Annotated in this window: 23 protein-coding genes and 1 pseudogene; 10 read left to right on the plus strand and 14 right to left on the minus strand. The window is 39.0% G+C overall.

Annotated features, from left to right (window positions below; all coding sequences use genetic code 11):
* The 3 genes and pseudogenes from B2W49_RS04380 to B2W49_RS04390 all read left to right on the plus strand — a co-directional run.
* Nucleotides 1–263 (plus strand): transposase (locus B2W49_RS04380; RefSeq protein ID WP_180062054.1); only part of this gene is annotated, 263 nt, incomplete at its 5' end.
* Nucleotides 264–308: 45 nt separating this feature from the next.
* A pseudogene (locus B2W49_RS04385) lies at nt 309–640 on the plus strand (transposase); the annotation flags it as partial.
* A 275-nt stretch (nt 641–915) separates the two neighbouring features.
* Nucleotides 916–1,260, plus strand: coding sequence for a hypothetical protein (locus B2W49_RS04390; RefSeq protein ID WP_291334905.1), 345 nt, complete (start codon nt 916–918; stop codon nt 1,258–1,260).
* A gap of 88 nt (nt 1,261–1,348) precedes the next feature.
* On the opposite strand, the gene B2W49_RS04395 is transcribed toward B2W49_RS04390, so the two are convergent.
* Nucleotides 1,349–1,864 (minus strand): hypothetical protein, encoded by a 516-nt coding sequence (locus B2W49_RS04395; protein ID WP_291335027.1) that lies wholly within the window; start codon nt 1,862–1,864, stop codon nt 1,349–1,351.
* A 159-nt stretch (nt 1,865–2,023) separates the two neighbouring features.
* Between B2W49_RS04395 and B2W49_RS04400 the strand changes: the two genes are divergently transcribed.
* Nucleotides 2,024–3,070, plus strand: a complete 1,047-nt coding sequence (locus B2W49_RS04400; protein ID WP_291334907.1) for an NAD(P)H-dependent flavin oxidoreductase — start codon at nt 2,024–2,026, stop codon at nt 3,068–3,070.
* Between the two features lie 85 nt (nt 3,071–3,155).
* Here B2W49_RS04400 and dusB read toward each other — a convergent pair whose 3' ends face one another.
* Entirely contained in the window at nt 3,156–4,181 is a 1,026-nt protein-coding gene (dusB, locus tag B2W49_RS04405; RefSeq protein ID WP_291334909.1) for a tRNA dihydrouridine synthase DusB, read from the minus strand.
* Between the two features lie 83 nt (nt 4,182–4,264).
* Between dusB and B2W49_RS04410 the strand changes: the two genes are divergently transcribed.
* Together B2W49_RS04410 and B2W49_RS04415 are read left to right on the plus strand one after the other, a co-directional pair.
* Nucleotides 4,265–5,470: a DUF1615 family protein gene (locus tag B2W49_RS04410; RefSeq protein WP_291334911.1), complete on the plus strand. Its 1,206-nt coding sequence runs from the start codon at nt 4,265–4,267 to the stop codon at nt 5,468–5,470.
* The gene (locus B2W49_RS04415; RefSeq protein WP_291334913.1) at nt 5,437–6,084 is read left to right on the plus strand and encodes an HAD family hydrolase; all 648 of its coding nucleotides are present in this window, start codon (nt 5,437–5,439) and stop codon (nt 6,082–6,084) included. Before B2W49_RS04410 ends, B2W49_RS04415 begins: the two co-directional genes overlap by 34 nt.
* A 62-nt stretch (nt 6,085–6,146) precedes the next feature.
* Here the strand turns inward: B2W49_RS04415 and B2W49_RS04420 are convergent, their stop codons facing one another.
* The 7 genes from B2W49_RS04420 to B2W49_RS04450 form a co-directional block, all read right to left on the minus strand.
* Complete coding sequence (locus tag B2W49_RS04420; protein WP_291334915.1) at nt 6,147–7,583, minus strand: hypothetical protein; 1,437 nt, start codon at nt 7,581–7,583, stop codon at nt 6,147–6,149.
* A 14-nt stretch (nt 7,584–7,597) separates the two neighbouring features.
* Nucleotides 7,598–8,275, minus strand: coding sequence for a hypothetical protein (locus B2W49_RS04425; protein WP_291334917.1), 678 nt, complete (start codon nt 8,273–8,275; stop codon nt 7,598–7,600).
* 14 nt (nt 8,276–8,289) lie between these two features.
* Complete coding sequence (locus B2W49_RS04430) at nt 8,290–8,727, minus strand: PulJ/GspJ family protein (protein ID WP_291334919.1); 438 nt, start codon at nt 8,725–8,727, stop codon at nt 8,290–8,292.
* Nucleotides 8,708–9,133: a prepilin-type N-terminal cleavage/methylation domain-containing protein gene (locus B2W49_RS04435; RefSeq protein ID WP_291334920.1), complete on the minus strand. Its 426-nt coding sequence runs from the start codon at nt 9,131–9,133 to the stop codon at nt 8,708–8,710. Before B2W49_RS04435 ends, B2W49_RS04430 begins: the two co-directional genes overlap by 20 nt.
* Entirely contained in the window at nt 9,127–9,597 is a 471-nt protein-coding gene (locus B2W49_RS04440) for a type IV pilin protein (protein WP_291334922.1), read from the minus strand. The genes B2W49_RS04435 and B2W49_RS04440 overlap by 7 nt, the downstream gene beginning before the upstream one ends.
* Nucleotides 9,598–10,200: 603 nt before the next feature.
* Complete coding sequence (locus tag B2W49_RS04445) at nt 10,201–11,295, minus strand: fatty acid desaturase family protein (protein WP_291334924.1); 1,095 nt, start codon at nt 11,293–11,295, stop codon at nt 10,201–10,203.
* Between the two features lie 13 nt (nt 11,296–11,308).
* Entirely contained in the window at nt 11,309–12,379 is a 1,071-nt protein-coding gene (locus B2W49_RS04450; protein ID WP_291334926.1) for a ferredoxin reductase, read from the minus strand.
* 154 nt (nt 12,380–12,533) lie between these two features.
* Between B2W49_RS04450 and fabR the strand changes: the two genes are divergently transcribed.
* Together fabR and B2W49_RS04460 are read left to right on the plus strand one after the other, a co-directional pair.
* Nucleotides 12,534–13,211, plus strand: coding sequence for an HTH-type transcriptional repressor FabR (fabR, locus tag B2W49_RS04455; RefSeq protein ID WP_291334928.1), 678 nt, complete (start codon nt 12,534–12,536; stop codon nt 13,209–13,211).
* A gap of 203 nt (nt 13,212–13,414) precedes the next feature.
* Entirely contained in the window at nt 13,415–13,849 is a 435-nt protein-coding gene (locus tag B2W49_RS04460; protein WP_291334930.1) for a hypothetical protein, read from the plus strand.
* Nucleotides 13,850–13,946: 97 nt separating this feature from the next.
* On the opposite strand, the gene rapA is transcribed toward B2W49_RS04460, so the two are convergent.
* The 5 genes from rapA to B2W49_RS04485 all read right to left on the minus strand — a co-directional run bounded on the left by rapA (nt 13,947) and on the right by B2W49_RS04485 (nt 21,074).
* A complete protein-coding gene (gene rapA / locus B2W49_RS04465) occupies nt 13,947–16,784 on the minus strand; it encodes an RNA polymerase-associated protein RapA (protein ID WP_291334932.1) in 2,838 nt (945 codons plus the stop codon).
* 146 nt (nt 16,785–16,930) lie between these two features.
* Entirely contained in the window at nt 16,931–17,617 is a 687-nt protein-coding gene (locus B2W49_RS04470; RefSeq protein ID WP_414630580.1) for an RluA family pseudouridine synthase, read from the minus strand.
* A 458-nt stretch (nt 17,618–18,075) separates the two neighbouring features.
* Nucleotides 18,076–19,377: a glutamate-1-semialdehyde 2,1-aminomutase gene (gene hemL / locus B2W49_RS04475; RefSeq protein ID WP_291334936.1), complete on the minus strand. Its 1,302-nt coding sequence runs from the start codon at nt 19,375–19,377 to the stop codon at nt 18,076–18,078.
* A 44-nt stretch (nt 19,378–19,421) separates the two neighbouring features.
* Entirely contained in the window at nt 19,422–20,042 is a 621-nt protein-coding gene (gene thiE, locus B2W49_RS04480) for a thiamine phosphate synthase (protein WP_291334938.1), read from the minus strand.
* 642 nt (nt 20,043–20,684) lie between these two features.
* Nucleotides 20,685–21,074, minus strand: coding sequence for a DUF962 domain-containing protein (locus B2W49_RS04485; protein ID WP_291334940.1), 390 nt, complete (start codon nt 21,072–21,074; stop codon nt 20,685–20,687).
* Between the two features lie 232 nt (nt 21,075–21,306).
* Here B2W49_RS04485 and B2W49_RS04490 point away from each other — a divergent pair, with 232 nt between their 5' ends.
* Both B2W49_RS04490 and B2W49_RS04495 read left to right on the plus strand, forming a co-directional pair.
* Nucleotides 21,307–22,773, plus strand: coding sequence for a CYTH domain-containing protein (locus tag B2W49_RS04490; protein WP_291334942.1), 1,467 nt, complete (start codon nt 21,307–21,309; stop codon nt 22,771–22,773).
* Nucleotides 22,774–22,978: 205 nt separating this feature from the next.
* Nucleotides 22,979–24,445, plus strand: coding sequence for a CYTH and CHAD domain-containing protein (locus tag B2W49_RS04495; RefSeq protein WP_291334944.1), 1,467 nt, complete (start codon nt 22,979–22,981; stop codon nt 24,443–24,445).
* Nucleotides 24,446–24,542: the final 97 nt, after the last annotated feature.

Below are 24,542 nucleotides of genomic sequence, written 5' to 3' on the forward strand. Positions count from 1 at the left end.
TTCCATTGGTTCTTATTGTTGATAATGCCTCGATTCATAGAAGTAAAAAGATGGCTGATTACAGAGAGCTACTTAAAAGTAACTTTTCGACGAATTTGTATTTTATTCCAGCTTATAGCCCTGAGTTAAATCGAATCGAGATGGTATGGAAGCAGATGAAATATTATTGGCGAGATTTTCAAGTCATGACAGCTGATAAAATAGAGCAATGGGTGGAGAGAGTATCAAACCAATTCGGAAAAGAATACATGTTTACTTTTTAATGACAGCTTATCTCTAAGAGGCTTATTCCACAATATAATTTTCAAATGAATAAACCTACACCTAAAATTTATCGTACAACCCATTGGTGATCACATAACCGAGCTCTCATTCATCGGAGAAATATTGCCATTTGGTTCGATCCTGCTACGCAATGGTATGCTTCAGAAAAAGGTAAACAAGGACGAAATCAAACCTACTCCGACGCAGCCATCCAATGCTGCTTAATGATTAAATCCTTATTCCGTTTATCTTTACCTATGGTCATTGGCTTTGTAAAAGGTCTGATTAAATTTTGCGGATGAGCAGTCCCGAATATCAGTGATATTCGTACACCACGCTTTGTAGAAGACAAAAGCATATTGATAGTGCTATCAACTAAAAAAATTAGCGATGCGCCATATTGCATAAATATTTTGCAAGATACTGATATTTTAAAGGTTCTTTTAAATTTTAATAAAAACAAATACAATAAAATGATCATGTTAGGTATTTGTTCAACAAAGCCAAATCTCGATTTAAGTGCTCAAAATGCAATGATTTGCCAATAAATCCATTACATTATTTGAACAATTTTTAGCATCCAATTGATTATTTTTTGGTTATATTCGCAGTATCCCATCTTAAGTGGATGTAAATAAAGGAAACATGATAATGAATAAACTACTTATTGCTTTAGGTCTTGCTGCTACTGTGGCACTTGTAGGTTGTGCAAAAGAAAAAGCACCAGAAACAGGGGCAACTACGGGTGAACACTTAGAAAACGCTGCAGCTCAAGCGGCACATGATGCTGAAGATGCAACTCATGAAGCTGCTGCCGCTACAGCAACAGCTGTAGATAATGCAGCGCAAGCAACTGAAAACGCCGCACACAATGTTGCAACTGCGACAGAAAATGCAGCTGATGCGACTGTACAAGCCGCTAAAGATGCAACTGCTGCTACTGCAGGTGCAGTTGAACAAGGTGCAGCAAACGTGAAAGACAAAGCACAACAATAATTGAGTTGTTAAAAAAAAACTCCTGAGCATGCTCTTAGGAGTTTTTTATTTAACACGATTTAAACAATACACCCAAATCCTGCCGAAATTACAATGCAGCTTTTAAATTACAACCATAGCCCATGGTCTGTTGTACTTGGCGGTAACTGGTATAACGATTCAAAATAAAATCATAATAAGATTCAGCATTGGCAAAATTTGCAACCAAATTTTCCTGCTCTGCACGCGCTAATTTTACATCTTTAAGTAAATCTAGATTGTAATGTCCTAAGCGATATAATTCGGCAAAATAACCATTCATCATGTCGCAATAGGCAATTTTAGTCGACTTTAAAGCAGTACTCGCGACCAAGTGCTGACTCAAAGTTTGTAAATTATTCACATCTAAAGGGAATTGATGCGCAAATGCGATATTCTCGGCTTGTTTAAATTGTTTGAAGTCTTGCGCCAATTTGGCATTTAAAGCATCTATACGTTGCTGCAATGCTGCTGCATCCTGTACCTGATATTGCTTTGAGTCAATATTTTCTTGAGTTTTCTGTGGATTGCTACACGCAACTAACCCACACATCACAAGCAAACCACCATAAACGAAAGGCTTCATTAATTTACTCATCAATTCACACATCAGGCTTATTATGCCTGAAAGTATCTGCAAATTTTATGATATTGCTCATCTTAATATTTCATAAGAAAATGACGTATATGATTTGCCAATCAATCTAGAGTTGGGCAAAGTAGATAAAAACATGGAGTAAATAATATGACCACAATAGAACAACTGAATATAAAGCATCCTATTTTTCTTGCTCCAATGGCTGGCGTTTCTACCCCCGAACTTGCAGCCGAGGTTTCTAATCAAGGTGGTTTGGGCTCACTCGGTTTAGGTGCACATACCGTCGATGCTGCACGTGAGCAAATTTTACGCACTCAAGAATTGACCGATTTTCCATTTCAAACCAATTTCTTTTGCCATGAAACAAGCCCATTAGATGAAGTCGCTGCACAAGCGTGGATTTCATATTTTGAGCCAATCTTTGAACGCTATGGCGCAACTGCACCAAGTCAACTGAATTGTATTTATCCAAGTTTTAAAGATCATGATGGATATTTAGATCTTGTTCTAGAAACTAAACCGCAAGCGGTCAGTTTTCACTTCGGGATTCCACATGCACATCAAATTCAGGCTTTAAAAGATGCAGGGATCATTACCATGGTTTCAGCAACCAACTTAGCCGAAGCTCAGGCGATTGAAGCAGCTGGAATTGATATTATTATTGCTCAAGGAATTGAAGCTGGTGGACATCGTGGAATTTTTAACCAATCTTTTGATAGTGCAATTAAAACCAGTGATTTAGTACAACTCATTCGTGAAAACAGCACCCTACCATTAGTAGCAGCTGGTGGCATTATGAATGGTCAGCAAGCACAGTTAATGTTGAAATTGGGTGCCTCTGCAGTACAAATGGGTACAGCTTTTGTACAATGTAAAAGCTCTAACGCCAATCCAGCTTATCGACAAGCTTTATTTCAGCAAAATATTACTCAAATTACCGATAGTATTTCTGGACGTCCTGCTCGTGGTTTAATTAATCATTGGCATACACAGGTTGATACTCCAGATCGTTTAACTGTGCCCACCTATCCGTATACCTATGATCTTGCAAAACAGTTGCATGCAGCAGCCGTAACACAAGGTGAACAAGGTTATGCTGCTTTTTGGGCAGGGAGTAATGTGAGTCAGATTCGTGAATTAGAAGCCGCAGATTTAATTAATCAGTTAGTTTTGGAAATGATTCACGCACGCTAAATATAGGCACAGAAAACTCAACTGTGTATCATGCTTGAGTTTATATTTTAGTTTCAAATAAGCTAAAGCATATATTTGCATGCGACTACTTTGTGTCTAACAAATTCACGGTTTCAACCTGCACATCACTCATGATTTCACCATGCGAGAGTAACTGATTAAAGTAATCTTGCACTACTTTATATTGTTCTGCTGTGCTTTCCACTCGATACATATTTTGACGAAATTCATTACTGGAACGTAAACCTTTGGTGTACCACGCAATATGTTTACGTGAAATTCGACAACCTGAATATTCCCCATAAAACTCATAAAGCTCGGCTAAATGCCCCAATAAGACTTTTTGAACTTCTGCAATACTCGGTGCGGCAAGCAACTCCCCTGTTGCTAAATAATGTGCAATTTCCCGAAAAATCCACGGACGTCCCTGTGCTGCACGCCCAATCATAATGGCATCTGCACCTGTAAAGTCCAAGACATATTTGGCTTTTTCAGGACTATCAATATCACCATTGGCAATCACAGGAATATTGAGCATGCTTTTCACTTCTTTAATCAGTGAATAGCGCGCTGTGTTTAGATACATATCTTCGCGAGTACGGCCATGTAATGCTAATGCAGCAATGCCTGCTTGTTCTGCGCGTTTGGCAACCCGTAAAATATTTTCTTGCCCATTCAAAAAACCTAAACGGGTTTTGAGTGTGACAGGCACATCTACCGCTCCAACAACGGTATCTAAAATGCGCGCCACCAAATCTTCATCTTGCAATAAAGCTGAACCTGCCAGTTTATTACAGACTTTTTTAGCAGGACATCCCATGTTAATGTCAACAATTTGCGCACCATTAGCGACTTGATAACGCGCGGCTTCAGCTAAATCATGTGGGTCCGAACCAGCAATTTGTGCGGAAATTGGCGCCAGTTCGCCATCAAAATTAGCACGGTACAAACTTTTCTTACTCATGCGCAGGGTTTTATCAGAAGCCATCATTTCACTAACAGCATGCCCTGCACCAAAGTACTTGCACAGTGAGCGAAAGGGTCTATCTGTGACGCCTGCCATGGGGGCAACGATCAAATTATTTGACAGTTGATAGGGACCAATATACATATATATTCTTAACTTTAACGATTGGCATAGTATACTGCATCTGCCCTTTGGGCTCATCCATTTGGAACGAGTTTCCCTTATCTATGAAAGACACTGTATTCAATTCTTTGATGAAATCCTTCAGCGTGATGGCTTTATCACTCAGCTTGGCTGCATGTGGAGATAGCGCATGGTGGTCTAAGGACAATGAGCCAACCCTTGAAGCAGAACAAATCCGCAAACTTATTCCGAATCGGGTCAGTGAACGCAGTGCTTGGGCTAAAGATATTTATGATATTTCTGAGCAATTGGGTATTCCACAAACTAAAGAAAATATGTGCACCATTATTGCTGTGGTTGATCAGGAATCTAACTTTGTAGCAGACCCACAAGTTTATGGTTTGGGTGAAAAAGCTGTTAAAGAAGTGCAAGATCGTTTAGATGAAAAATTTAAAGACAAACTGGGCGAAGCAATTGGCGGCACGGTTGCAGGCTATTTTCAGGATGTGCTGAAAAACCACCCTAGCCCTGAAGAAAACTATTTGAGTCAAATGCGTCGGGTAAAAACTGAACGTGAATTAGATGAACTATACCGTGAAATTTTTGACTACATGGCAAAGCATTATCATGTTTCCGCACTAACAGGTGCTGCCAAACTGTTTGGACAAAATATTGGCGAAAAACTTAATCCAATTACTACTTTAGGCTCGATGCAAGTACATATTAGCTATGCCAAAGAGCATAAACGCCAAAGCGGTAACATCGCAGAGTTACGCAGCGATCTATACACTCAATATGGCGGATTATATTACGGGATTCATCGCTTAATGATGTACCCTGCCGATTACGATCAACCGCTATACCGTTTTGCGGACTATAACTCTGGCATGTATTCGAGCCGCAATGCCGCATTCCAAAGCATGCTAAATGATTTAACTGAAGCTGAACTCGATTTAGATGGTGATTTGCTGCTTTACACTAAAGATGGTAGCGTGCGTAATGCAAAGAGTGAATCTGAACGCGAATTAATTGCTGTTTTTGCCAAACATAATATTCTAGTCACCCCACGCCAAATTCGTGCCGACTTAAAAAAAGAAAAAGAAAAGAAATTTGAAGACACTGCGACTTATTTGGCGGTCACGAAACTCTATAAAGCGCAAACGGGCAAAGAGCCATTTTATGCCACGATGCCGCAAGTGGTTATTTCAGGGCCTAAACTGAGTCGAGATTACAACACCAATTGGTTTGCCACGCGAGTCAATGGACGTTATAAAACATGCATGCAAAAAGCCAAAAATATAAAAATCTAGCCCTATTTGATTTTGATGGAACCCTGTGCAGCAAAGATAGTTTTACAGGGTTTATTTTCTATGCTTTATCTAAGCGGCATATTTTTAAGCAAGGACTTAAAATCTTGCCTTGGATTCAGGCCTATTATTTAAAAGTCTATCCTGCACATGCCATGCGTCCTAAATTGTTTAATGCTATGTTTAAAGATGCAAGTACAGCTGAAATATTAGCATTTGCACAGCGCTACGTAGTAGATTTATTACATGATCTAAACCCACAACTGGTACAACAATTAAAGCAGCATCAATTCAATGGTGATGATGTGGTGGTTGTCTCTGCCAGTGTAGATATTTATTTACAGTATATTTGTCAGCAGTTAAATGTCGCTTTGATTTGTACTGAAACGGAAATTAAAAATCTACAATTCACTGGGCGATATTCAACACCTGATTGCAGTCGGGAACAAAAGAAAATACGGATTTTAGAACAATACGATGTAAAAGATTATGCAGCTATTTATGCTTATGGCAATAGTGATGAAGATCATGCCATGCTGAGTTTAGCGACTTACTCTTATATGGTGGGTGTAGATCATTCATTACCAGAAATTGTGGCTTATAAAAAACGGGCCTGATTTTTTATTGATGAAATAAAAAACCCACAATTTGAATTGTGGGTTTGAAAGGGAAAGAAAAATTACATGTAGCGGATGCCGCCTATGGTGATTACTTTTTTATACACAGGAATATAGTTACCTGCAGAATCAGCATTACTTAACTTCATACTAAAATCACCAAGCATATTCGTCATGTCAGCTTCACCCACAACCATAAGGTTTCCGCGAATATTTAGAACACCTGTTCCAGTGAATTTACCTGATGCACTTCCTGTACCACCAGCAGCACCATTCGCTATAATATTTCCGTAATAGTTTGCAACGATATTGTGTTGTTTTTCCTTACCAGCACTTAACTCAATAGTTTGTGCCAAAAACAATATATTTGCCATTATAGCAGGCATTTGTTGCATTAATGCCGTTGATTTTAAAATTCCCTTTGACTCACAATATTGTAATGGATAGTTATCAGGACAGATTTGGTGTAGACGCTCATTTTTAAGAGTTGTTGTATCAGCCGTTAAAATAAAATGATGGGGAGCAAATGCTTCGTATAATGAATCCTTCTTCTCATCGAGTAGTTCTGTTTTAATCTTTTGAGTAGATATTACAGTATTTTTAAAATTTATATCTTTTGATAAATTAACAACTACATCACCTTCAAACCATAACATGCCCGCCAAGTTTCCACTTGAACCATCTACCGTCCAAACAGAACCATTGTACGTCACACTACTAGGACAAGGTGTTGAACCAGCATTGCCTAACTCTGTTTCTATTTCAATTCTTTTATTTGGAATTGTTGTTGAATCAAAAATATTATTAATTGCACACTTAGCAACATTATCTTCCAAATAAAAAATATAATTTGCATCTTTACGAGCATCTTCTGGTTTAATGAAGTCTTTTGGCTTATAAGGTATGACTGTAATACCTGCGGTGCTCAATTCTGACTGACCGTAGACATGATTATTATTCTTATTGATAATTCCACCTGCCACTTCAAGAGTAATTCCTTTCGCAGACAAGTCTTCCAACTTATTTACTCGCAGACCACCAGCAAAAACTGAACCACTCTGTGACTTTGTTTCTAACTCATCAATGATATTAAAATTAGATCGTATAATTGCACTAGCACCACCACTCACTCCCTTAATATCAAAACAATAGAGAGACGCTGCACTACCAGAAGGGCAAACCACGCGCTCATAATGAATTATCTGCCCACCACCTTCAATTGTGCCATCTTTAATCTTTTGAACATTTTCAATTGACTGACCTTTCAAAAAGTCGGCTAATGCCTGATAACCCATCATCGCTTTCATTTGCGCCTGAGTCTGCGCATGTGCAGTCGTTGCACTTGACTGTAGATTACGCATAGAAGACATATAACCTACAGTCAGTACCGTTAATGACAAACCCACCAATACAATAAATAAAAGCGAGGAAATACCTGCCTGCTTATGAAAAGAAATGGGCTGATCCAAATTTCTTTTTTTCTGCATAGAATATTGCATGACTTTTCCTCCCCCTATTTAAAGTTAAATAGGCATGTGATATTTTGAATTGTACGTGGCGTGCTATCTGTACTTGCTGCATAAGTATTTGCCAATAAAACTGCTTGATACTTACCTAAGCCGACACCTGAATGACCTTTAATACCAAAAGGGCTACAACCAGGCGCTACAGATTGAACTTTAATATCAATTTCACCAATCTTGTTGTTCGTATTTCCAACACCAGAGTTATTTAAAGCAGAATGATCTACCTGAATTAATAGTTCCTTTATAGTTGAATCAGCAGGTTTAGCTAAGCTAGAACAGGCATAACCAACATCAGTTTTACCGTATAAATACAAACCATTTTGATGGCTATATAAAGCTTGGCAATGTGTATTTGAAATTTTCCAAACTAAATATTTACCCACTGCACCCAAAGAAACGGTAGTACCATTGCTATCTAATACTGCAAAATCCGAACTTGTTGGATTAATCAAACCATAACCGATACCTTGCAAAATACGGTCTGTTGCAATCAAACCCAACATAATATGACTGTCAACTTTAGCACCAAGCGAAGCTTCAGCCGTAACCTTACCTGTTGTCACAAATGCACGTAGCATTGCTAAAATAATAATAATAGAAAGCGCAAGCGCGATTAGAATTTCAATCAAAGAAATACCACGCTGTGAAAACTTTAGGTGATACATTTTCCCTCTCCTCTTCACGGTGATATTACAACCTTAACAGGAACGAAAGTATCTGTTTCTTTAACAGCGAGTGTTGCTGCATCAACCTTAATACCTCCCACAGTTGATGAAGCCACTCCTCCACCTGTTGAGTCCTTTGCAGCAACTGTATAAGACCCCTTACTTACCACACAGTTTAAATTTACAGTCGTTCCTGCAACCTGTATTTGCACTTCATGTGATCCAACTGCTTTACCACCACACTCAGCGGAGTCCTCTAATTGCTGGCGCATTTGATTGACTGTATGTAAATGAATATTTTGGTCACGATGAACAACTGCTGTTCGACCAGAAATATAAGCAGCGCCTAAACCAATAATTGCCATAAGCACCATTGAAACCAATACTTCAATTAAGGTCGCACCTTGTTGGTGTCTATGCATCATCATACTTTTATAGATTACCTGTTGCATTGCTACCTCCACTTGCTGTGATGGTATATAGTCCACACCCTGTCGTAATGTTGTGGGCATTATTATTAAAAATCACCTTTTGCGAACATGGTGTTGATAAAGTCACTGTCACAGTTGGTGCAATATCAACACTCCAAATACTGACATCGTTACTGTCTTTTACAAGTACATTATTGGAAGTTACTTCTAAACTAGCTGCTTTAGTATTACCTTTGACAGCATTAGGATTCCTTAATGCTTCATTTTTTGCGCGTGCATAGGCCTCTAAAAACAATTTCTCTGTTTTGGTAATTTGTGCATTGGCAACCCAAGCACGCCCTAAAGGGAAAATTGCTAAAGCTAAAATTGCCAACAAGGCGATAGCAATCATCAACTCAATGAGCGTCACACCACGTTGCTTTACCATGACGTTAACCCACCACAACCAGATGATGTTGTAATCGTTCGCGCATTTTTATTATTCAGTGTTAAATTACAACCTGCATTACGACCATTGCCTGTAGCCGTTAATACATAACCATCTCGAGTATCTGCGGGATCCAACTTTTTAATTTCCATCGTATATACAAAAGTATCGGACTCAGCAGGTTGCCATGCAGTTGCATGCGCTACAGTTTGCGCAGTAGTTGTCGTTGGGTTGGGTGTAGGAGCTGTATAAGTTAAGTTACGCTGATATAGACTTTCGAGCACCAAGCCTAATGCGACTAAATCCGCCCCCGCATTACGGGCCTTGGCTTTAGTAATATAATTTGAATACATTGGCATTGCGATTGCAGCAAGAATGGCAAGAACTACCACAACAATCATGAGTTCGATAAGCGTAAAACCTGATTGTTTAGGCTGGCAACCTGAGACACTTTTTTTAGACATTATATTACTCTCTTCACAATCGGTACGTATATATATAATAAAGTAACACAAATAAGCGTATATATAATTTGTCTAAATGCTCATTTCACTTGCATAATCATAGAACCATTCACTACAACTAAAATTCTAGTGCATTTTTAAGTATCACTACAAATCTAAAATAATTAGCCAAAATCGAAAAATATTACGTTATAATATATCAAAATATAAACTATATAATTCAATGTTTTAAAATATTAAAAAATTATGATGTGATATATATCACACTTTTTTTGATATGGAGTGATATTTTGCTTGCCATACCTATACAGAGTATAGGTTTTTATTTTTAAAGTTATTTAAATTCACAATTGCAAAAAATACCAAAACAGCGCTTTTCACATTGTTATTTTTAAATAAAATCCTACAAAAAATTACACAATTTTCCCTACCATTAGTTATGGGTATATCATGTACCAAAGCGGTCTTATCTCTCTTATCAAATTGCAATCATGCATAAAAAAAGCAGCTCCTGTTAGAGTTGCTTTTCATGGATTTATCTAAATGCGTTTGTTGCGATTTGATTAATTCACTACAATAACGACCTCAAAAGAATAACACTGTTTACTTCTTAAACGGAAAAGCATATTTCACAATACGTTTAAGCACACTACCGTACTGTTTAACTAAGCTCGCATTGTTGTAGTTCAAGCCATATTTTTCACACACCGCTTGTACTTTTGGTGCCATTTTACGATAGCGACGTGCAGGAATATCTGGGTATAAATGGTGTTCAATTTGGTGGCTCAAATGCCCTGTCAAAATGTGAAATGCTTCAGAACCTGTAAGATTCGATGAACCACGAATTTGACGCATATACCAGTGACCACGACTTTCGTTTTGCATCACAGACTTTGGAAATACTTCTACATCCTTTGTAAAGTGACCGCAGAAAATAATACTGAATGTCCAAATATTACGAATCCCATTCGCAACCAAATTACCTGTAAATACTGGCAGAGCTGATGGGCCAGCAATTAGTGGGAAAAACACATAGTCTTTGAACAATTGTTTGCCAATTTTCTTCTGCATTGGCTGCCATTCTTTTTTAGCTTGGGCTTTGCTTTTACGACCATTCAAAATTTTACCAATTTCTAAATTCTGAATTGCGACACCCCATTGGAACAATAAGCAGAACGGAATACTGTATAAAGGTTGCAATAAATAGCCCGATCTCCAACGCTGTTCTGGAAACAAACGCACCAAACCATAACCAATATCATCATCCATACCTTTAATATTGGTATAAGTATGGTGTTTAAAGTTATGGGTTTGACGCCAGTTATCTGAAGTACCTACTGTATCCCATTCATAACTTGCGCCATTGAATTTAGGATCATTCATCCAGTCATACTGACCATGCATGACGTTATGTCCTAATTCCATGTTTTCCATAATTTTGGCAAAGCCCAATAAGCCTGTACCCAAAACCCATGCTGGCGGGAACCAACCTGCGAACAATAATGCACGACCCGCGATTGAGCTATAACGAATAGTTGAATAAACACGGCGGATGTATTTGGCATCTTTCTCGCCAATATCATCCAAAACTTCTTGTTTAATAGCGTCTAATTCACGTGCAAGCTCATCTAATTCAAATTGAGTGAGTTCACGGTTTTTAGGATTGCGAAAGTATTCTATTTTCACTGGCATATTCATAATCGGAACTCGCTTATAAATCAATAATTAAATCTGTTTGTGCTGAGTTAACACATATTTTTAACTGGTTATTTGGTTCACTATTTTGAACGCTATCCACCAAGTTTTTTGTTGAGCCTTCAGCTTTGTTACATACGCATTTATGGCAAATACCCATGCGGCACCCATATTTCGGTTTGATATTTTGCTGCTCTAGGCTTTCTAAAATTGATTTTCCTTTTGAAATGGTCACAATCTTTTTAGATTTGGTTAAGGTTACTTGTACCAAGCCCACATCATCCCCTAAAACAGGACTCATGCTAAAAGCTTCAGTTTTCACCACGGCAGCTTGAGTAAACAGTTGCTCTACCTGAGTGGTAAATCCAGATGGACCACATGCAAATACGGTGCTCTGATCCATATTTGCCAAGTCTTGTAGATGTTCCGCATTTAAACGACTGTGTTTCAAACTCGGCTCTTGGGTATAAAATACTTGAAATGTAAAGTTAGGAAATTGCTCTGCCCAAGCTTCGAATTGTGCTTTAAATGCTGCATCTGCAAAGGTTTTAACCCAATATAGCAAATGAATTGAAGTACTATCCAAACGGCCTGACTGCGCCAAATTCTGAATGAAGCTGTACATTGGCGTAATACCACTGCCCGCTGCCAATAAAATTAAAGGCTGCGTTTGAGCAGGCAATTGCATGTCGCCATAAGGTACACCAAATTCTAATGTGTCGCCCAACTTAGCCTGCTCAACCAGCCATGTACTGACTTTACCCTGATCGACCTTTTTCACGGTCAATAAAACATGTTGTGCATCTAACTGAGTCAAACTATAAGTTCGCTCATAGCGTACACCTTGAATGTTTACATAAACTGGATGATGCTGACCTGCTGCACCCATTTGAAACTTTTTATTGACTTGTAGTGTGAGACTCACCACATCTTTTGCGGTTTGCTCTTTTTTTACAATTTTGCCGAGTGACTGATTCACCGACCATAATGGATTAATTTTTTGCAACCAGAAGTTTGCTGCATAAGGATCTAGTACTGCAGTTGCAATACTGGTTAAGGGAGATTTTCTTTTTTCAGTTAGCTGCATGATTCAGCACCACCCGATGAAATTTTAATTATTATACACATGTATATATATTTGTATATACACTTGTATTGTTTCTAATCATTTCACAAGTACTAGCGCAGCCGCTATAATGCCTCTAAGCTTATAAATTATTGAAAATATGACTCAACCTGCCATGAAAACAAACCATGATGTGACTTTCCCAGAATCTGAAACGGTTCGTGAGCCTCTTGTCGTGCGTACGGTTGGGCGTAAAGCCACCATTACCAAACAAGAGTTATTTCAGGCAGCATTAAATTTAATTGGCCCACAAAAAAGTATCGCATCTTTAAGTTTGCGTGAAGTTGCACGTGAAGCAGGCATCGCACCAAACAGTTTTTATCGTCATTTTAAAGATATAGATGAACTTGCGATTGAACTGATTGATCGTGCAGGTGTGGTGTTGCGTCAAATTCTGCACGAAGCACGTTTAAAAGCATCAAAACAAAACAGCATTATTCGCAGTTCGGTTGAGGTATTTATTGAACAACTAGATACCGATGAAGGCAATTTAAGTCTGCTATTACGTGAAGGTTATACGGGTTCAACCTCTTATAAACTTGCTGTTGAGCGCCAGTTGAATTATTTCCAGCAAGAATTGCAGGATGATTTAATTCGTTTGGAGCGTCTAAATAACAGTAAATTGGCACATCCCGACATTGCAGCTAAAGCCATTACACAACTAGTATTTAATATGGGCGCTAAAGTCATAGATATGCCGACTGCAGCACGTAAAGAAACTGCCGAACAAACCATGATTATGATTCGTATGATTTTAGAAGGTGCACGTCATTTAGATGAAGCGAAAATCTGATAAATTCTAGTTTATCCCTTCCTATCCAAGCTACTTTGTCCATTTAAAGCTGCTTTTTTTATTTTGGACGAATCTATTTTCATCTGCCGCATATTTTTTTCAACGAAAAATTACACGTCACTTTATGACGCTGAAATTCGACAAGTCATGCTGAATTTTTTACGATGCTATAGCAATAACAACAAATACGAAGGCAAAATAATATGCTATTTCTTGATGATATGGCTCAGACTGAACCACAACGCAAGATTACACTCGATTTATCACAAGATGCCGCCACTATTCAGCAGCAGATCGTCACGCTTAGTCAAAAATATCAACCCGAAGTAATTGTTGCCGAAGGTCTTGAGGCAGATTTTATTTTAGGAAGCTTAACTGAAATTCTGCCTCACTGCGGTGGAATTGCGCTTAAACAACCTACCTTAAACAATGTTTCACTCGAAAAACTGCAACATGCCTATATGCAGCGCGGCAAACAGCGTTTTTATGAGGTGAGAATTATGTTGTTACAGACACATCCTCAGTTTAAGTTATTTAGTGATTTATTTTATATGATGCAACCCGAAGACAATTTTGAGGTAGAAGTTGAATATCTGCTCAACACGTATTTTCTGATAGGCACTAACAACGCTAACTAAATAACCGAATGACAAAATAATTCAACATAGCCATAAAAAAAAGCGCCCGAAGGCGCTTTAGCATAAATACAACATATTCAAATTTAAAATCAATCCGTTATGGCTTTACCACCACCATCACCTGAATCGCTTCAGGCGTGACCGATAAACCATCTAATAATGCCAAACCTTCTTTTTGCAATTTCTGTAAACGTGTAATTTCATCTTCACGAATACTTGGGTTAAATTGTTTCAAATAGCTTAAACGATCGATCTCATATTGCCATTTTTTGCTATATACGTCTTTGGCTTGTTGTTTAAATTCAGGCAAGGCAGCTTTAGCCAATTCCAAAGCCTGTTTATAACGTGCTTCAATCAGATCACGGCGTGCTTTCACCACTTGGCGGCAACTGTTACCATCTAAATGATGTAAATAAGGTTTTAAAACTTCAGACGAAATTTTTTGCGATAAATCCTGACCTTTTTCACTCAATAACACACGAATGAGTTGTTGCGGCAAACTGGACGGTAAGTTCAGAGCTTTAGGTGCAATAACATCTACCTTAAACCAGACTTCTAACAATACTGAGCCTTGTGGCAAAGCTGCAGATTTTAATACTGCAACATTGGTGCTACCAAAACCTTGCGTATTGATCATTTCCATCACACTTTCGGTGAATGGATGTTCCAAGGTCAAATACTGAGCATCTTCACGAATTTGTGCCTGATCGCGATAGAAAGTCACAGTCATGCCTTCTTCATCTAAAGTTAAACCTTGAACCTGCATCTGATCGGTTGGTTTAATAATCACCGTACCGTTACTTTGCTCATCAAAGTCGATATTGGTCGATGCCATAAAGCGCTTCATAAACATCGGCAACGTAGTATTGTCATCATACTCTTCAAGTGCCTGCACAATTTCTTGTGCCACTACAGGACGACATGAGTTGTATTCCAATAAACGATCTCGTCCAGCTTGTAATTCGGCTTCCAAAGCTTCGCGCTGTAAGCTGACTGCTTCTAGCAAATCTTCAAACTTTTGTCCTAAATCTGCCAATAAGCAGTCTTTTAAATCAACAATAAAGTTTTCTTGCAAGGTTTGTGCAGTGGGTGAAATATTGCTAAAAATATTGAGTGCTTCGTTATACCAACGGAACATACGCTCTTGTGCAGTCCCCACCAAATACGGCACATGAATTTGAATACGGTTTTCCTGCCCAATACGGTCTAAACGGCCAATACGTTGTTCTAACACGTCGGGATTAGCAGGCAAGTCAAACAAAATTAAGTCTGATGCAAACTGGAAATTACGTCCTTCTGAACCAATTTCTGAACACAATAAAATTTGCGCACCATACGAATCTTCTGCGAAATATGCTGCCGCTTGGTCACGCTCCAACAAGCTCATGCCTTCATGGAACATTGCAGTACGAATACCTGCATGTAGGCGGAGCGCATTTTCAAGGGCTTCTACCACAGGACCACTACGCGCAATTAAAAGCACTTTTTTATGTTTTAAATCGCTACGTAAACGCTCCATTAACCACATTACACGCGGGTCAGTTTCCATCCAACTGCCATCGAGCTGTGCTTCTTCTGGCCACATTTGTTCACGCAGCTTACCATCTTTAGACCAATTTTCTGGTGCAGGTAATGGCGCAGGCTGACAATCACGACCTGGGAAACCTTGAATTGCTTCACGGGTATTACGGAACAAAATACGTCCTGTACCATGACGGTCTAATAATTCGTGGATGGCACGGAAACGCTGCTCTGGGTTATCTTCAATGCGATGTCCCAATAAGCCTTCTAGTGCAGCCAAATGGCTTTCTTCCAATGCGGCATCTGACATTAAGACTTCAGCAATTTTTGCCGTATGCTGATATTGCGCTTCTTCATCCAAGAAACGGTCTAGCGAACTAAAACGCTGCGGGTCAAGTAAACGTAAACGTGCGAAATGGCTTTCTACACCCAATTGCTCAGGCGTTGCTGTGAGCAATAACACTCCTGCAGTTTGTTCGGCTAATTCTTCGACCAAATCATAACGATCATTACCACCTTCTTCTTCGCTCCACATTAAGTGATGCGCTTCATCGACCACCAGCAAATCAAACCCTGCTTCTAAAGCTTGTTCACGTAAGTCATCGTGGTCAATCATTAAATCTACTGAAGCAATAATGCATTGTTCAGTCAGGAATGGATTTAATTCTGGATCGTGTTCTTTAATGGATGCCGTGCGAGTTAAATCGAACAAAGAGAATTGCAGATTGAAACGGCGACGCATTTCAATCATCCATTGATATTGCAGCGAATCAGGTACCAAAATCAGAATTCTTTCCGCACGTCCTGTTTTGAGTTGCTGATGGATGATTAAACCTGCTTCGATGGTTTTACCCAAACCAACTTCATCTGCCAACAAGACACGTGGCGCAAAACGCTTTCCGACTTCATGTGCAATATAAAGTTGATGTGGAATCAAACCTACGCGCGAACCGACCAAGCCACGCAGCGGACTGCTTTGCATATTGGCTTGCATCAACAAGGCTTCAATACGCAGGTCGTACCATTCTTTATAGTCAATTTGACTAGCAAGCAAGCGGTCTAAGGGTTTTGAAAGTTGGATACTGGCGCCAATACGGGTTTCGTTCAGCGATTTCTTTTCTTCACTGCCGTCTTGCAAACGACGCACCACGTTATAACGTAATACACCATGACGGTCTTCAACCGACTCAACCGTCCACACATTGCCTTCTTGGTCTTGAACTTCATCATTTACATTAAAAATGATGCGCGATAAAGGTGCGTTATTGCGTGCATAGACACGGGTTTCATCACTTTTAGGGAATAAAATGCTGACCGATCGCTCATCTACATCAATCAGAACACCTAGTCCTAATTCTGTTTCTGTGTCTGATAACCAACGTTGACCAATAGCAAACTGCTGCAATTTTTCCACCTTTATTTAGAAGTTAGGACGTATAAATTTTTGCGCAAAACTTGATGAGTATTTGAGCAAAAATTCAGGGTGTATAGCAATATATTTTGACATAAAGCGCACTAAAAAGAGAGCCTAAAGCACAGGCTTTACATAATCTTTTTAGCTTAAAATGGGACTGGGCAAACAAACTGCACACGTTGCTCAGTTTGTGGATGTAGAAAACTCAATTCGGCAGCATGTAAACACAAACGTGGCATCAGCTGTTGCTGTTCTGGCGTAGCATATAAGGTATCGCCAATAATCGGATGACCTAAATATTGCATGTGCACTCGCAGTTGATGCGAACGACCTGTAATCGGGTTCAGTTGCACACGAGTCACGATTTGCCCCTGCAATTCAAACTGTTCCAATGCGCGCCAATGCGTTAATGCAGGTTTGTTATGGGTTGCATCGGCAATGTGTAATGGAGGATGTGCAGGATCATAGACCACAGGCACATCTACAGTGCCTTCACCTTGCAGTTGCCCTGCCACCAATGCCTGATAGGTTTTGTCGGTTTGGCGTTCTTGAAACTGACGCGAAATTTGTTTTTGCGCCCATTTCGTGAGTGCAAATACCAAAATACCCGAAGTGTCACGATCTAAACGATGAATCAGCAAAGTGCGCGGTTCAATTTCAACCAAACGACTGATCACACAATCTTGCAAATCTGCTGTTTTACCTGGAACGGTGAGTATGCCAGCGGGTTTATGGATTACCATAAACTCATCGTCACGATGAATCAGGTGTTCGCTTAGAAAATTACTCAATTTCAATTCCAGGCTTGATCGTGAAAATAAGGCGGCAATAATAAAAAGCCTGACACAGAATTACAATGCAAAATTTGCGAATTCCAGATGAATTTTCCAATTTGCTTTGCTGAAACAACTAATCTGCTGAATTTTAAATCAGAGAATTTTTAGAAATGTGTTTTTACAGCGTGGGGCTTTGTTACACAAATATTTTTCAAGATAATGATTTTAAAAGGTTTATTAAAATTTTGATAAAAATAAATATAATAAAACGCAGATTCAAATCATAGTGCTAGGTATTTGTACAACAAAGCCGTTCTGAAGCAATATATTTGATGGCGGGCGTAAATGAAGTAATAGGATTCATATTTAGTTTGACGTGGAAATTGTAGCGTTTGACAAGATTTTTATCTAAGCCTTTGATATTAAATTGAAGAGCATGCTCTTCAATTTAACCTAAAGCATAGGCATTGTTTAGATACCTATGCCTTTTAGGACGGTGTTAAGGAGAGGTCAAATTACGCTTTCATTTCAGCAAAGGTTTCTTTCGCTGCTTGAATAGTGAAAGCAATATCTTCATCACTATGTGCAGATGAAATAAAGCCCGCCTCAAAAGCAGATGGTGCCAAGTTCACACCACGTTGCAACATCCCATGGAAGAATTTACGGAAAGCATCAACATCGCATTTCAGCATAGAATCAAAACTGGTGATGTCATCTTGGTCTGTAAAGTACAAACCAAACATCGCACCGACTTGTTGCGTCTTGAATGGAATACCTGCTTCATCTGCTGCAACTTGCAAACCTGTTAACAATTTTTTCAGTTGTGCGGTTAAGTTTTCATAAAAACCTTCAGCACGTAAATGTTTAAACATTTCAATGCCCGCACGCATCGCTAACGGGTTACCTGACAAAGTCCCTGCTTGATACACTTTACCCAATGGCGCAATACATTGCATGATTTCGCGTTTACCACCGAAAGCGCCCACTGGTAGCCCTGCACCAATAATCTTACCAAGTGTGGTCAAGTCTGGTTTAACATTATAATGCGCCTGAGCACCGCCCAAACCAACACGGAAACCAGTCATTACTTCATCAATAATAAAGACTGAACCGTGTTCATCACACACATCACGAATCGCTTGTAGAAAACCATCAATCGGTTTAACCAAGTTCATGTTGCCCGCAACAGGTTCAACAATCACACCTGCAATTTCAGCACCAAACTTTGCAAAACATTCTTTTAAGGTGGCGATATCGTTATACGGTAAAGTCAATGTATGTTTAGCAAAATCGGCAGGAACACCCGCAGAAGTTGCTTCACCTTCGCCACTGGTTAAAAGTCCTGAGCCTGCTTTCACCAACAGCGAATCTGAGTGTCCATGATAGCAGCCTTCAAATTTGACGATTTTGTCACGACCTGTATAACCACGCGCCAAACGAATTGCAGTCATGGTGGCTTCTGTACCTGAGTTAGTCATACGAACCAATTCAATTGAAGGCATAATTTCGCAAATAATATCGGCCAACGTCGTTTCATGCACAGTTGGCGCACCAAAACTCAAACCATCTTCAGCAGCAGCCTGCACCGCCTGAATGATAGCAGGATGGGCATGACCTAAAATCATTGGTCCCCAAGAACCTACATAGTCGACATAGCGTTTGCCATCGACATCGTACAAATAAGCACCTTTGGCTTTTTCTATAAATACAGGGGTACCGCCTACCCCGTTAAATGCGCGTACAGGTGAATTAACCCCACCTGGAATATGCTTATTGGCTTGTTTAAACAATTGTTCTTGCTTTGGAGATAAGCTCATGAAGGCACTCAACTCAAAAAATAAAATAAAATTAGCTGTCTGCTTTAAGCTTCTGCTTGGAAAAGTACAGACCAATCATAAACACGCTGTGCAACAGTATGCATCGGACGTCCTAATATATCACTAATCACTGCACATAAATCTGCACCTGCATCAATGACGGGCTGACTGTTTTCAACAGTTAAACCACCAATTGCACAAATTGGGACATTGAGTTGTTGCTTCGCTTGTGTGAGCGTGTCTAATGTGAGTCTACTTGCCTCAGGTTTAGTCTCAGTTGCATAGACTGCACCAAAAGCCACGTAGTTTGCGCCATCGGCAATAGCTTGTTCTGCCAATTCAATCGAGTTATTGCAACTACGACCAATCAATACATCTTGTGGTAAGCGTGCAACCGCTTCAACAATAGAGCCATCCTCTTGACCCAAATGTACACCAACACCATATTTCACTGCAGTTTCAAGATCATCATTAATCACAAATGGCACTTTGTATTGATCACACATCGATTTCATATATTCAATTTCGTATGCCTGCTGAGTTTGAGGCACATTTTTACGACGATATTGCAACACCGCGACTTCATAAGTTGCCATCGCCCCTTCTAGTTTTGCCAAAAGCAGTTCGATAGGATCATCATTGGTAATCAGATATAAACCGCGCATAATCTCAGCCACAAATAATACAAGGTCTGCATTATTACATATTCAGGCGACATACGTCAGAACCTCAGGCTCAGCAAGTTTTTTTTATAGGCTCTATAAGCTTCTATTTTGTTTGGGTTTTATTAAGTCAAAAAGTTAAAAATACCAAATTCTAGTGATAGCGTTCTAAGCTAGATTTAGCTTTAATTGAACTGCGCAAAACAAGAACTGTAACCAGTTCAATAAGATATGGATCTTAAAATCCATATGGGTGACTACAGCGAATAACGACATATTTAGGCACCCATTTAGACACATGATCATTTGTGCCAGAGCGCATGTGGGGGTGCGACAAATGATCAAGTGTCTATTATTTTTTCATGCCGCTCTATCAGTAACCTGCTTGCTCTATATCCTTGCTTAAAGATGAATGACTTCTGATTTAGCGCGATTCTGAATATAAATTTTTCGCATAAAAAAAGCCTAGAGAAAGGTCACTCTAGGCTTGGAAAGTCACAAACTTTTATCAATAAATTTGATGACACATTATTAGAATATTCACTCTATCATTTCAACAAAAAATTAGTTTTATTTGTACATTTTTTATGAAAATAATCACATATCGTTTAGTTTTTGGCTAAACGGTATAACTAAGCACTCAATTCAACTTGGAATTTTATCTTTAACGCGATCTTGCAAACTTAAATGACCACGTAAAACATCGGCAAACATCCGCCAATCTGAAATAAAACTATATATAGGCTGTTTAAAACTGGCAGGTTTATTTTTTTCAAAAACAAAGTGCCCGACCCATGCACAGGCATAGCCTGCTAGCAAACCATAGAGTACATATTTGGCTTTTTTCTGGCGTATGGCTTTGCTCACACAATATAAACCGATACTGCTGCCAACAACGTGCAAACGACGACTCATAATGTTGCGGTGTTCAGTTAAATAAAAACGGTAAAATGTTGAATAATCCTGAATTGGCAATTCAAACTTGCGCTCTGGGGTTGGCTCAAATTCGGGGTTTAATGCTGCATTCATGTTCATCCTCCTGATGGTTATAGATTTGAATTATTTTTGATGTTCTCAACACTTTAAACCAAGCAAAATTAAAAACCAAACATTAAAAACCCAAGGTTAAGTCTTACATCTTGGCTTATTTTGGTTACAATCAAACGCACTTTTGCAAAACCTTCGTTCTGCAATTTTCACACATTTATAATACCAATTTGTTTGCCGCTGCTTTGGCGCAACATGCTTTACGTTCAGGATATTTTTCATGGTCGAAGTTGAATTAAAATTTCAAATTCCAGTGGCACGTCGCACTGCACTACTCAAAACTTTAGACCCGAAAAAATCGACCCTAATTCCTTTAAAAGCACGCTATTTTGATACATCTACGCACAGTTTGGCGCATCATGGCATGGCATTAAGACTGCGTTTAGAAGGCGAGCAATGGGTACAAACTTTAAAAGCGGCAGGTCAAAGTCATTTTCATAGTTTTGAACATAATCATCCGCTTGCAGCAATTGAAACTACTGATACTTCACCACAACTTGATCTGCAAATTTATCAAAGCATTCCCGAAGCACAACAATTGCTGAATCATGCTTTGGGACAAAATTGGGATCAGTTGCAACTACAATTTGAAACCGATATTCAACGTACTTCACGACTAATGACCGTTGAAGATACTGACATTGAAATCAGTTTAGATATTGGTCACATTCGTAGCGCAGATGCAGAAGTTGAAGTACATGAGGTTGAGTTTGAACTGAAACAAGGTTCTATTCAGCAATTGCTAGCATTTAGTTTTGAGTGGGTGAAAAAATTTCATTTATGGTTAGATGTACGCAATAAAGCAGAAATTGGACATTTGCTTTCTGTGCAGCAAAAAGTCAGCCCTGCGGCTCAGAGCAAAGAATTTCAATTCAGTAAAAAAGACCATGCAGACCAAAATTTACGTCTGTTAATTGCACAACAATTACAGCATTTATTGCCCAATATTGCTGCAATTTCTGCTCAAGTTGCCGAGCAAAGTCATATTGATCAGGCGCAACTCGCATTGCAGCATTTACAACTAACATTGTCCTTATTTAAAGATTGGTCGAAGCATTTAGGCGATAAATGGGCAATGCAAATTGCAGCATTTAAACAACATTTTGATCACTTGCAGGATTTAGAACACATGCAAGCCACACTCGGCGCGTTTTTACAGAACCCGACGACTGCAGAAAACCTAAAAAAAGATACCTTGTACGCCCAAGAAAAATTGGTCAATTTAGTCCGTTCCACGCAAAATGTGCATCACTATTTAGAATTATTGATGTTTAGTTTAGCCGCGAGCGATCACTCGGGTTTAGACTTAAAAACTGCTGCACAAAACACGTTGCAACAGCAATATAAGCAGTTGCATGAACAATTACAGCACAGTGATATTCACGATTTTGAAAGCTTAGATCAACTGGCTTTGCGTATTCAGGAGCTTAAGTTCAGCTTCCCCATTTTGACGCATATTTATGATGTAAAAAATTTGCAGAAATATAGTAAAGCTTTGAATGATGCCCAGCTTGCAGCTCAGGAATATCAAATATTGGCATCTTCTGCAGCATATATTCAACAAACTGAATTGGAAACGAGCGACTGGTTTGTTTTGGGCTGGCTAACCGCAAAACAGGAAGTGTATGCACAACGTTTATTAGAAGCGACTGAACAATTTATGGTGAGCCGTAAATTCTTAAAATAAGCTCCCTTAATATCCTCACAACAACCGCTAAAAATACTGCAATACAACGGCAGCCTTGTGAATATTCATTCGGCTGCTTTATCTTAAAAACTAAATACAAATTATTTTCTTTTTCAAGCTTTTGTTCACAGTTTCCCCTCTTGTTCATTTATAGATTTACACTATAGTAAAGAGAACTTGTCTTGTTTCATCGAGGGAATTCCCGATGTCTGAAATAGAGTTAAAATTTCAAATTCCACACAACTATCGTGCGGCATTCGAAAAAGCATTTAAAAAGAACAAACTGGTTCAACAACAACGGTTATGGGCTAAATATTATGATAGTCCTGACCAGCACTTAGCCAGGCAACGCATTGCACTGCGTCAGCGTTTAGAGGGCGATATTTGGCGACAAACATTAAAAGCACCTAGTCCACAACATTATGAACGCTTTGAACTTGAGCATGAATTAGGACATGATGCACCTGAATTGTGTGATTTGGCATGTTATGAAAATCATAAACAAGCTCGGAAGATTTTAAAAAAGGCCTTGGGTGGTTCAGAAGTCGACTTAACTCTGCAGTTTGAAACTGATGTTTTACGCTACAGCCAATTGGCACATTATAAAAACAGCCAAATTGAAGTTGCTTTTGATTTAGGTGAAATTCGACAAGGCAAAAATTCGGTTGAAATTTACGAAGTTGAGTTTGAACTGAAACAAGGTGAAATTACAGATTTAATTGCCTATATTCAGCCGTGGATTAAAAAATATCATTTATGGCTTGACACACGCAGTAAATCGCAGCGTGGCAATATGCTGTATAACAATGAAACCATGATTCCTGTTCAACAACAAAGTGCCTTGCCATTGCAACACCCCGAAAATATGCATGAGTTGTTGACGCAAATTACCCAGAATTGTTTGGCACACTTGCTGCCAAATGCAACTGCGATTGCCAGTCAAGATTATGCTAGTGGGCATGTGCATCAAGCGCGTGTTGCAATTCGACGTTTACGAAGTGCCTTAAAAATCTTTGCTGAATATGATGCATTGGCAAATAACAATTGGGAAAGTCAATTGGCTACCCTCTTTCAGCAGTTAAGTTCGACCCGCGATCAAGATGCTTTGCGTGAAAGTCTGATTCCTCAACTTGAAAACGCAGGCTCACCTATTACCGAACTACCACCTGCAGCATCTGAAAATATTGCGATTGATGCAATTTTCCGTTCACCAACCACCACCTTATTACTGTTACAACTCATGAGTTTTGCGCATTCTGTGGCGGTTGCAGATGCAGAATCAAAACCATTGAAAAAAGTATTACGTAACCGCTTGCAGAAAATGCATCAACAAATTTGTGATGATGCAGGTTATTTCCAAACGTTAGATGTGGACTCTAAACACCGCACACGTAAGCGTGTGAAACGCTTACGCTATACCGTGGAATTTGTGAGCAATTTATTTGCAGAAGATGATGTCAAAACATATTTAAAAACCCTAAAACCATTACAGGAAACTTTAGGACATTTTAATGATTTGATGGTGGCACAAGGTCTATATGAAAGCCATGTTCAAACGGAACCGAAAACATGGTTTGTATTGGGGTGGATTGCGTCTGAAGAGCATCATATTTCCATACAGATTGAACAGGATTTACAGCAGTTTGCTGAAAGTCAGCCTTTTTGGTCCTAGTTGAAGTTTGATCATCAATCCATGATCACATTTAAGCTCAACATAAATTCATTTCATGTTGAGCTTATTTTTTATATTTAATCTGCAAATTCCAGAA

Source organism: Acinetobacter sp. UBA801, assembly GCA_002296655.1.
Taxonomy (GTDB): domain Bacteria; phylum Pseudomonadota; class Gammaproteobacteria; order Pseudomonadales; family Moraxellaceae; genus Acinetobacter.